At 67.0% G+C, this 9,525-nt stretch carries 12 protein-coding genes and 1 tRNA gene; 6 read left to right on the top strand and 7 right to left on the bottom strand.

Going from position 1 to position 9,525, the window contains the following annotated elements; genetic code table 11:
* The 3 genes from EPO55_RS17010 to EPO55_RS17000 form a co-directional block, all read left to right on the top strand.
* On the top strand, positions 1–449 hold a 449-nt coding region (locus EPO55_RS17010), incomplete at its 5' end, for an ABC transporter permease (protein ID WP_296338218.1).
* Positions 450–521: 72 nt separating this feature from the next.
* Positions 522–1,433, top strand: coding sequence for an ABC transporter ATP-binding protein (locus EPO55_RS17005; RefSeq protein ID WP_296338219.1), 912 nt, complete (start codon positions 522–524; stop codon positions 1,431–1,433).
* On the top strand, positions 1,421–2,422 hold the full coding sequence (locus EPO55_RS17000; RefSeq protein WP_296338217.1) for a dipeptide ABC transporter ATP-binding protein: 1,002 nt from the start codon (positions 1,421–1,423) through the stop codon (positions 2,420–2,422). The genes EPO55_RS17005 and EPO55_RS17000 overlap by 13 nt, the downstream gene beginning before the upstream one ends.
* A gap of 3 nt (positions 2,423–2,425) precedes the next feature.
* Here EPO55_RS17000 and EPO55_RS16995 read toward each other — a convergent pair whose 3' ends face one another.
* Together EPO55_RS16995 and EPO55_RS16990 are read right to left on the bottom strand one after the other, a co-directional pair.
* The gene (locus EPO55_RS16995; RefSeq protein WP_296338216.1) at positions 2,426–3,037 is read right to left on the bottom strand and encodes a hypothetical protein; all 612 of its coding nucleotides are present in this window, start codon (positions 3,035–3,037) and stop codon (positions 2,426–2,428) included.
* Positions 3,038–3,060: 23 nt separating this feature from the next.
* Positions 3,061–3,147, bottom strand: a tRNA-Leu gene (locus tag EPO55_RS16990).
* Between the two features lie 40 nt (positions 3,148–3,187).
* Here EPO55_RS16990 and EPO55_RS16985 point away from each other — a divergent pair.
* Entirely contained in the window at positions 3,188–3,796 is a 609-nt protein-coding gene (locus EPO55_RS16985; protein WP_296338215.1) for a histidine phosphatase family protein, read from the top strand.
* Here EPO55_RS16985 and EPO55_RS16980 read toward each other — a convergent pair.
* The 5 genes from EPO55_RS16980 to EPO55_RS16960 all read right to left on the bottom strand — a co-directional run bounded on the left by EPO55_RS16980 (position 3,776) and on the right by EPO55_RS16960 (position 7,444).
* Positions 3,776–4,588, bottom strand: coding sequence for a DNA-binding domain-containing protein (locus EPO55_RS16980; protein WP_296338213.1), 813 nt, complete (start codon positions 4,586–4,588; stop codon positions 3,776–3,778). The two genes, EPO55_RS16985 and EPO55_RS16980, sit on opposite strands and share 21 nt — an antisense overlap.
* The gene (locus tag EPO55_RS16975; protein ID WP_296338212.1) at positions 4,585–5,418 is read right to left on the bottom strand and encodes a DUF692 domain-containing protein; all 834 of its coding nucleotides are present in this window, start codon (positions 5,416–5,418) and stop codon (positions 4,585–4,587) included. Before EPO55_RS16975 ends, EPO55_RS16980 begins: the two co-directional genes overlap by 4 nt.
* Positions 5,419–5,493: 75 nt before the next feature.
* Complete coding sequence (locus tag EPO55_RS16970) at positions 5,494–5,718, bottom strand: hypothetical protein (protein WP_296338210.1); 225 nt, start codon at positions 5,716–5,718, stop codon at positions 5,494–5,496.
* Positions 5,719–5,905: 187 nt separating this feature from the next.
* Positions 5,906–6,139, bottom strand: coding sequence for a hypothetical protein (locus EPO55_RS16965; protein ID WP_296338208.1), 234 nt, complete (start codon positions 6,137–6,139; stop codon positions 5,906–5,908).
* A 120-nt stretch (positions 6,140–6,259) separates the two neighbouring features.
* On the bottom strand, positions 6,260–7,444 hold the full coding sequence (locus tag EPO55_RS16960) for an FAD-binding oxidoreductase (protein ID WP_296338207.1): 1,185 nt from the start codon (positions 7,442–7,444) through the stop codon (positions 6,260–6,262).
* Here EPO55_RS16960 and EPO55_RS16955 point away from each other — a divergent pair.
* The gene (locus tag EPO55_RS16955) at positions 7,443–8,963 is read left to right on the top strand and encodes an AMP-binding protein (RefSeq protein ID WP_296338206.1); all 1,521 of its coding nucleotides are present in this window, start codon (positions 7,443–7,445) and stop codon (positions 8,961–8,963) included. The genes EPO55_RS16960 and EPO55_RS16955 overlap by 2 nt on opposite strands.
* A gap of 26 nt (positions 8,964–8,989) precedes the next feature.
* A partial coding sequence (locus tag EPO55_RS16950; RefSeq protein ID WP_296338205.1) for a dienelactone hydrolase family protein occupies positions 8,990–9,525 on the top strand: 536 nt, incomplete at its 3' end.

Raw genomic sequence — 9,525 nt, 5'->3', positions numbered from 1 at the left:
GGCTGTTTGGCGTGGAAGGCGGCGCGTTCATCCTGATCGTGGTCGTGATCGGCGGCCTGCGCTGGATGCAGGTCGCCCGCCTGGTGCGGGCCCAGTTCCTCAGCCTGCGTGAAAAGGAGTTCGTCGAGGCCGCCCGGGCGCTGGGTGCCTCCAAGCTACGCCTGGTGGTCGGGCACATCCTGCCCAATGCGGTCGGTCCGGTGATCGTGGCCGGCACGATCGACGTCGCCGCCGCCATCATCGCCGAATCGACACTGTCCTTCCTCGGCCTGGGCTTTCCCTCCGACATTCCGACCTGGGGCAGCGTGCTGCGCGACGCCAAGGACTATCTCGACATTGCGCCGCACTGGGCGCTGTTCCCGGGGGCGGCGATCTTCCTCGCCGTGATCACCATCAATTTCATGGGCGATGGCCTGCGCGACGCGCTCGACCCGCGCCGCGTCCTGTAGAGCGAGTGTAGCGTGGCTGAACCGCTGCTGGATATTCGTGGACTCAAAACCTGGTTCAAGACCGACGACGGCATGGTCCGTGCGGTCGACGGCGTCAGCCTCAGCATCGACCGCGGCGAGACGCTGGGCGTGGTGGGCGAGTCGGGCTGCGGCAAGACCGTGACGGCGCGCTCGGTGCTGAAGCTGATCGACATGCCGCCGGGCCGCTTCGAGGCGGGCCAGATCCTGTGGCAGGGCCGTGACCTCATCCCGCTCGACGAGGCGGAGATGAACAAGATCCGCGCCCGCGAGATCGCCATCATCTTCCAGGAGCCGATGACCTCGCTCAACCCGGTCTACACCGTGGGCGACCAGATCGCCGAGGTCATCGAGCTGCACCAGAAGCTCTCGCGCAAGCAGGCCATGGTCGGCGCCGCCGACATGCTGAAACTGGTCAACATCCCCAACCCGGAGCGCCGGGTGCACGACTATCCGCACCAGTTCTCCGGCGGCATGCGCCAGCGCGTGATGATCGCCATGGCGCTTTCCTGCCAGCCCAAGCTGCTGATCGCCGACGAGCCGACGACGGCGCTCGACGTCACCATCCAGGCACAGATCCTGGAACTGATGCAGGAGATGAAGGAGCGCTTCGGCATGGCGATCATGCTGATCACCCATGCCATGGGTGTGGTCGCCGAGACGACGCAGCGCGTGGTGGTGATGTACGCCGGCAAGGTCGTCGAGGAAGCGCCGGTGGAGGCGCTGTTCGGCGATCCGCGCCATCCCTATACGCAAGGCCTCATCCGCTCGATCCCGCGCGTCGACCGCAGCGCCGGGCGCCAGGCGCGGCTTGAATCGATCCCCGGCACGGTACCGAGCCTGCTCGATCCGCCGCCGGGCTGCCGCTTCGCTGCCCGCTGCAAGTATGTGATGCCGGCCTGCACGCAGGCGATACCGCCACTCAAGGAAGTGGCACCCGGTCACAAGGTGGCATGCATCCTATGAGCAAGATGGAAGCGACCAAGGATGGCGCGCTGCTGTCCGTCCGCGACCTCCGCAAGCACTTCGCCGTGAAGGGCGGGATACTGTCGCGCGTGGTCGATCAGGTGCATGCCGTCGACGGCGTGAGCTTCGACATTGGTGCCGGCGAGACGCTGGGCCTGGTGGGCGAGTCGGGTTGCGGCAAGTCGACGACGGGGCGCTGCATCCTGCGGCTGATCGAGCCCAGCTCGGGCGGGATCTGGTTCGAGGGCGCCGACGTGACGAAGATGGACGCCACGGCGCTGCGTTCGCTCCGCCGCGACATGCAGATCATCTTCCAGGACCCCTATGCCTCGCTCAATCCCCGCCTCACCGTGGGTGCGATCGTGGGCGAGGCGCTCACCATCCACAATCTCGCGAAATCGCGGCGCGAGCACGAGGAGCGGGTGGTCCAGCTGCTCGAGACCGTCGGCCTGCAGCCCGACCACATGCGCCGCTTCCCGCACGAATTCTCCGGCGGCCAGCGCCAGCGGATCGGCATCGCCCGCGCGCTTGCCGTCGAGCCCAAGCTGATCGTCTGCGATGAGCCGGTCTCGGCGCTCGACGTCTCGATCCAGGCACAGGTGATCAATCTCCTGGAAGACCTGCAGGAGCAATTCGGCCTCACCTATCTTTTCATTGCCCACGACCTCAGCGTGGTCGAGCACATTTCGACGCGCATCGCCGTGATGTATCTCGGCCGCGTGGTCGAGATCGCGCCGGCGCGCGACCTCTACGACACGCCGCTGCATCCTTATTCCGAGGCGCTCCTGTCGGCGGTGCCGATCCCCGATCCGACGGTGAAGCGCCAGCGCATCATGCTGCAGGGCGACGTGCCCAACCCGATCAACCCGCCGTCGGGCTGCCACTTCCACACCCGCTGCCCCATCGCCAGGCCCGACTGCGCGACGCGCGTTCCCGAGCTGCGCGAGAGCCGGCCGGGGCATTGGGTGTCGTGCCACTACAGAGGCTAGCGGTTACTCGAAGCCGCAATCCCTGGGAGTCGCGCTGACCGCCATCTTGCGGCCGCCGTCGCGGAAGCAGCCCCGGAGCCAGGTGCCCGAGAACACGGCGTCCGAGGCATCGACATAGATGCCTTGCCCGTTCGGGTGGCCGTCGAGCCATTCGCCCTCGTAGCGGGCGCCGTCGGCCCATACCATGGTTCCCCGCCCGGCTCGCAGGCCCTCGAACCATTCACCTTCATAACGGTCGCCATTGGTGAAGTCGTAGACGCCCTGGCCATGCCGCCAGCCGTCACGCCACTCGCCCTCATATCGGTCGGCGATCACGGTGCTGGTGGCGACGCCACGGCCGCTTTCCCAGCCGTCGCGCAACTCGCCCTCGTAGCGGTCGGTCGGCCTGTCGCCGTCGAACCATTGCAGGACGCCGGTGCCTTCGGCGATCCCGTTCGGACAGGCGCCCGACCAGGCGACCGATTCGCGCGGCTGCGGCGCCGGATTGCGGATTTTGCAGCCGGTCTTGCCGTCCTCGATCCAGCTATCGGGCGCCGGGGCCTGGGCGGACGCGGGGGTGGAGAGCGGTAAGGCGATCGCGACCAGCAGGCCCGCCGTTGCGATACGAGAGAACATCAGGCCTCTTGGTTCAGGCTGGATGGTGCCCGCTGCTGGACTCGAACCAGCACGGCCTCACGGCCTCGGGATTTTAAGTCCCGTATGTCTACCAGTTCCATCAAGCGGGCGTGATGCGACCTTAGTCGTCGCGCGTGTTAATGGAAAGCCATGCGCGTTCTGTCGCTCTGCCTGCTGATGAGTCTGCTTGCGGCATGCGCCACGCCGCGGCCGCCGACGGCCGCCGATCCTCAGGCGGCGTTGGTGGCTGAACTGCGCCAGGGCGGCTACGTCATCTATCTGCGCCATGCCGAGACGGCGGCGACGCCCGAGCCCGCCGTGCGCGATTTCGCCGACTGTTCCTGGCAGCGCAATCTCAACGCCCAGGGCCGCGCCCAGGCGGCTGCCCTCGGCGCTCAGCTGCGGGCGCTCGGTATTTCTGCCGCCACAGTCGAGTCGAGCCCATTCTGCCGCACGCGCGAGACCGCCGAGCTTGTCTTTGGTCGCGCGGCGAAGGTGAACCCCGATCTCCTTTATCACGTGAGCCAGACGCCGGCCGAGGTGGCGGTGGCCGATGCCAGGCTGCAGGCGCGGCTCGCCCGGCGTCTGCCGGCCGGCGACAATGTCGTGCTGGTCGGTCACGCGCCGACCATGCGCGATGTTTCCGGTGTCGAACTGCCGGAAGGGCAGGGTGCAATCGTGAAGCCTGCCGGCGACGGGACGTTCCGCATCGTTGGCCGTCTCGGTGTCAGCGGGATTTCAGCCGGCGCGGGTTCCTGACGAAAAACCCGCGATCATGCCGCCCTCGACCCAGGTGCGGAGCAGCCAGGCGGCGCGGGCGGGGGCCTGATCTTCGCCGGTGAAGGCCGCCACCGTCTCGCAGAGTTCGGGAAAGGAACGCCCGGCGACCAGCGCGTCGAGCATCGCGGCTTCGTCGGCCTCGAGCGAGCGGAAGCTGGAGATGCGCTCGGGCCGCCAGATCGCCCAGGTCACCGGCTCGGCCGCGGCGGCGACCTCGAGATTGCCGGGCTCGACCTCATCGCGCCGCTGCCAGGCCTGCGCCACCTCGAAGGCGAAGGTGCAGCGACGCAGCGACGGCAGGGCCGTGAAAGTGAGCGTCTCCCAGGCGTCCGGCGGCAGGGCCAGCAACACGTCGGCGGCGATGGGGACCACGTCGGCCGAGTCGAAGGCCTCTCCCAGTGCCCATTCGAAGCGCGCCATCTCGGCTGCGGCCGGCGCCTTGTCGTAGGGTGCGGTCTTGTCCATGAAATCCGCGAGGTCCTTGCCGAACCAGCGCACCGAGGGCTGCCGCGAGGGATGGGCGGCGATGTAGGCGCGTGCCACATGGTCGAAGTCGGCCGGACCTGCCATCGCCATCAGGCCGGGATAGTCGGTGGTCAGCACCTCGATCAGGCGCAGTGCATAGCCGTCGCGGTAGACGTCGAGCAGGATGGTGCGATCGGCCTTCCTGGTGTCGCGCACGGCCGCCTGGAAGGCATCGCTGGTGACGAGCAGGTAATCCTGGAAGGCGCGCTGCAGATCGCCCAGGGAACCGGCATTGATCCCGCTCATGCCGCGGCCTCGCGCGAGATGCCGGCGGCGATGCCGCGCGCAGTGTCGAGTTCGGCCAGCAACTCTTCATAGGGCGGGATCTCGGCATCGCGCTCGATCATGGTCGGCACGTCCGGAAAGAGTTTCACTGCCTCGGCATAGAGCGCCCAGACGTCGGGCACGATGGGATGATCGTGGGTGTCGATGATATGACTGCCCTTGTGGGTGTGGCCTGCGAGATGGAACTGGCGCACGCGCTCCTTCGGCATGGCGTGCAGGAAGCCAAGCGCGTCGAATTCGTGGTTGAAGGCGCTGACATAGACGTTGTTTACGTCGAGCAGGATTTCGCAGTCGGCGCGGCGGGCGAGTTCTGCGATGAAGTCCCACTCGCTGAGTTCCGAGGCGGCGTAGGTAACGTAGCTCGACACGTTCTCCAGCACGAGGCGGCGGCCGAGCCGGTCCTGTACGCGCATCACCCGCTCGGCGACGTGGTCCAGCGCTTCCTCGGTATAAGGCAGCGGCAGCAGGTCGTGCATGTTGAGGCCGCGCAGACCGGTGAAGCAGAGATGGTCGGAGACCCACATCGGCTGCACGCGGTCGGCGAGCGCCTTGAGGTCGTCGAGATAACGGAAGTCGAGCGGATCGATCGAGCCGATTGAGAGCGACACGCCGTGCAGCGCCATCGGATAGTCGCGGCGGATGCGGTCGAGCCAGTAGATCGGGCTGCCGCCCGGGACCATGTAGTTTTCCGACAGCGCCTCGAACCAGCTCACCCGGCCGGGGCTGGCGGCGATCTCCTCGTAGTGCTCGGGCCGGAGCCCCAACCCGAAATCGACGGCGACGGCGCACATGGGGTGAATTTTACTCCACAAAGGGGACGGGCGTCCGCGATTTCCCCAGACGCCCGCCTGCCGCCAAAAGCCGGGTTACTTCGACTTGATCACGGTGCATTCAAAAGAAGAGCCGGTGTTGACGAAGCCCTGGCCCTTGCAGGCGTTCATGCCCTTGCAGGACGACTTGGCCGTCTTGCAGGCGCTCTGGCCTTTGCAGGCGTTGGCGCCGGCGCAGGCGACCTGGGCAAAGGCGGCGGGTGTGAAGGCACCGACGGCGAAGACGGCGGCGGCGGTGGCGAAAGCGGTGCGCTTGGTCATTCTTCTGTCTCCCTGTTTGGCCTCGGATCGGCGTGATGCCGATGCGGCAGGACGACCCTGCGCTTGGTCTACGGCGGCGGACAAATCACCGATCAACGTGCTCTCCTCACAGTTTGGTGAGCTGGCCAAACGAAGAGGGCGCCGCGGTTTCCCGCGACGCCCCTTGTCCGTCGGGGGAGCGACGAACCTACATCACCTTGCCGCCGGCCTTGGTGCAGGCGCCAGCATCGGCGGCCTCGGTCCAGCCCTGGCCCTTGCAGGCGTTCATGCCCTTGCAGGCCGACGAGGCGGTCTTGCAGGCGCTGGTGCCCTTGCAGGAATTGGCGCCGGTGCACTTGACGCCGGCGGCTTGCGCGGAGGTCGCGAAGGCACCGGCGGCGAAGATCGCGGTCGCGGTGGCGATGAGGGTCTTCCTGGTCATGTGTCACTCCCTTGTTGATATCTGTCGTGGAGGGCGCGGGGGCGTTTCCACGACGCAACCATGCGCCTGTGGCAGCCTCACCAGGAAGTCAGGGCTTGGCGATGTGCTGTGATCATTTTATCACTGCGGCGTGAAGCGCGCCGGCGACAGTGCCGCCTCGCTGACACCGAGTTCGATGATGTCGGCCGGCAGTCCCTTGCCCAGCGCCAGGCTTGTCGCCAGTCGTCCGGCCGCCGCCGCGGTCTGGATGCCATAGCCGCCCTGACCCGCCAGCCAGAAGAAGCCTTCGACCTTGGAGTCGTAGCCCACCACCAGATTCTTGTCCGCCACGAAGCTCCGGAGGCCCGCCCACTTGTTCTTGATGCGGCGGATGGTGAGGGTGCTCGCCGTCTCGATGCGCTCGACGGCGGTGGCGACGTCGATCTCTTCGGGCTGGGCATCGCAGGGCGGCGAGGGCGTCTCGTCGGCGAGCGAGCCCATGAACTGCCCGACCTCGGGCTTGAAGTACCAGGTCTCGTCGAAATCGATGACCATCGGCAGAGGTACCAGATCGAGCCCTTGAGGGGCGTCGAATGTGAAGGCGGTGCGCCGTTTCGGCACCAGGCCGACGGGCGTGCAGCCGGCGAGCCCGCCCATCACGTCGGCCCAGGCGCCCGCGGCATTGATGATGTTGGCCGCGTTCACGCTCTCGTCGCCGCGCAGATTGATGGTCCAGCGCCCATCCTTGCGCTCGAGCCCGATAACCTCGGCATTGAGTTTCAGCACCGCCCCTGCGGCGCGGGCGCCCTTCAGGAATCCGGCGTGGATGGCGGCCACGTCCATGTCCTCGGCTTCCTCGAAGATCGCGCCACCCGCCGCGGCTTCCGGCTTGAGCAGGGGCTGCCGGCGCAGCACCTCCTCGGGCGCGAGCCAGCGCACGCTCGGCACCAGGCGGGCATAGTTGGCGGCCGCCTGCTTCATCGCCGCCTCCTGGTCGACACGGCCGGCGATCAGGGCGCCGCGCGGGGTGAGCAGGGGATGCTCGGTGAAGCCCGGCGGCGGCTTGCGGTAGAAATGGCCCGAGGCCACGGTGATGGCGCGGATCTCGGCGCTGCCGTAGGTCTCCGAATGCAGCGCCGCCGAGCGCCCGGTGGTGTGATAGGCTGGCACGTGCTCGCGTTCGAGGATGACCACCTTTGCCTGGGGTGCGAGATGGTAGGCGGCGGAAACCCCGGCAATGCCGGCGCCGATGATGGCGAAATCGAAATCCTGCATGAGCCGCACATTGCAAGGTTGATGCCGCGCCTGCAATAGTTCTGCCGCCATGAACATCGCTCATCTGCTGCTGGGCTCGTCCCAGGAATTCCGCGACCTGCCCGCCCTGGCGCGCGGTGCCTCGCCCTATCTCAGCTACCGCGACCTCTGGCGCAAGGTCGCGGTCATGAGCACGCACCTGCGCGTCCGCTTCGGGCTGCAGCCGGGCGATCGCGTGGCTTTCGCCATGACCAACTGCGTCGAATCGATCGAGGTCATGTACGCCATCTGGCATGCCGGCCTCTGCGCCGTGCCGATGAACGCCAAGCTGCACGCCAAGGAGATGGCCTTCATCCTGGAGAATTCCGGCGCCAGGCTCTGCTTCGTGACCCCAGACCTCGCCGGCACGATCGCCGAGGCCGCCAAGGACGCCCCCGAGTTGAAGGAGATCGTCGACACCACGACGCGCGCCTATACTTTCATGGCTGTGGGCGATCCCAGTCCGATCGCCGACTGCGAGCCCACCGACCTCGCCTGGCTCTTCTATACGTCGGGCACCACGGGCCGGCCGAAGGGCGCGATGTTGACGCATCGCAACCTGCTGGCCATGACGCTCAACTACTATGCCGATGTCGACCGACCGCCGCCCGGCGGCTCGATCGTGCATGCCGCGCCGATCAGCCACGGCTCGGGACTGTGGAACTTCCCGATGCTGGCGCGTGGCTCGGTGCAGGTCTTTCCCGAAAGCGGCAAATACGAGGTGCCGGAAACGGTCGAGCTGATGAACCGCTGGCCGGAGTGCAGCATCTTCCTCGCCCCCACGATGGTGAAGCGCCTGGTCGAACACGGCAGCGCCGCCGACCTCAGGCCCGGCGCGTTGCGGCTGATCACCTACGGCGGCGCGCCGATGTACGTGAGCGACCTCAAGCGCGCAATGGAGACGCTCGGCAATGTCCTGTGCCAGCTCTATGGCCAGGGCGAGAGCCCGATGACCATCACCCATCTCAGCCGCGAATTCCACGCCCAGAAGGATCATCCACGCTGGGAAGTGCGCCTCGCCTCGGCCGGCATCGCCGACACCTGCATGGAGGTCCGCGTCGTCGACGAGGACGGCCGCCAGCTGCCAACGGGAGAAGTCGGCGAGATCATCTGCAAGGGCGATCCGGTGATGGCGGGCTACTGGAACAATCCCGAGGCCACCGCTCGCTCGCTGCGCGACGGCTGGCTGTGGACCGGCGACGTCGGCGCCTTCGACGAGGAAGGGTTCTTGACGCTAAAGGACCGGTCCAAGGACATGATCATCTCGGGCGGCTCCAACATCTATCCCCGCGAGATCGAGGACGTGCTCAACCTCCATCCCGCCGTCGCCGAATGCTCGGTGGTCGGCCGGCCGCACCCCGAATGGGGCGAGGACGTCGTGGCCTTCGTCGTGACGCGGCCGGGGGCCAGCGTCGCGCCGGCCGACTTGGACCGCCTCTGCCTCGACAACATCGCGCGCTTCAAGCGGCCGAAGGACTACAAGTTCGTCGATGCTCTCCCCAAGAACAACTACGGCAAGATTCTCAAGACGGAACTGCGCTCGAAGCTCTAAGCTCACGACCAAACGAGGAGGAAACCATGGGCAGCATGATCGATTTCAAGCGTCCCGACGGCTCGACCTGCAAGGGCTATGTCGCCGAGGCCGGCAAGGGCAAGCCCGGCATCGTCGTGATCCAGGAATGGTGGGGGCTGAACGACCAGATCAAGGGCGTGGCTGATCGCTTTGCCGCCGCCGGCTACAATGCGCTGGCGCCCGACCTCTACAAGGGCCGCGTGACGCAGAAGCCGGACGAAGCCAACCACATGATGAGCGGCCTCGATTTCGTCGGCGCCTCGGACCAGGACATCGCCGGAGCGGTAAAGCATCTGGCTGCCATGAGCGGCAAGGTGGGCGTCATGGGCTTCTGCATGGGCGGCGCGCTCACGATTGCCGCGGCGGCGCGCGTCTCCGGCATCGCCTGCGGCGTACCGTTCTATGGCGTGCCGCCGGGCCAGCTCGCCGATCCGGCCAAGATCAGGATCCCAATCCAGGGCCACTTCGCCAACACCGACGACTGGTGCACGCCCCAGGTGGTCAACGACTTCGAAAAGGCGATGACGGCCGGCGGCAACAA

The sequence above is a fragment of the Reyranella sp. genome, from assembly GCF_004296935.1.
In the GTDB taxonomy this organism is placed as follows: Bacteria; Pseudomonadota; Alphaproteobacteria; order Reyranellales; family Reyranellaceae; genus Reyranella.
Note: the sequence above shows the minus strand (reverse complement) of the source record. Positions and strands in the feature narration are given on the sequence as shown.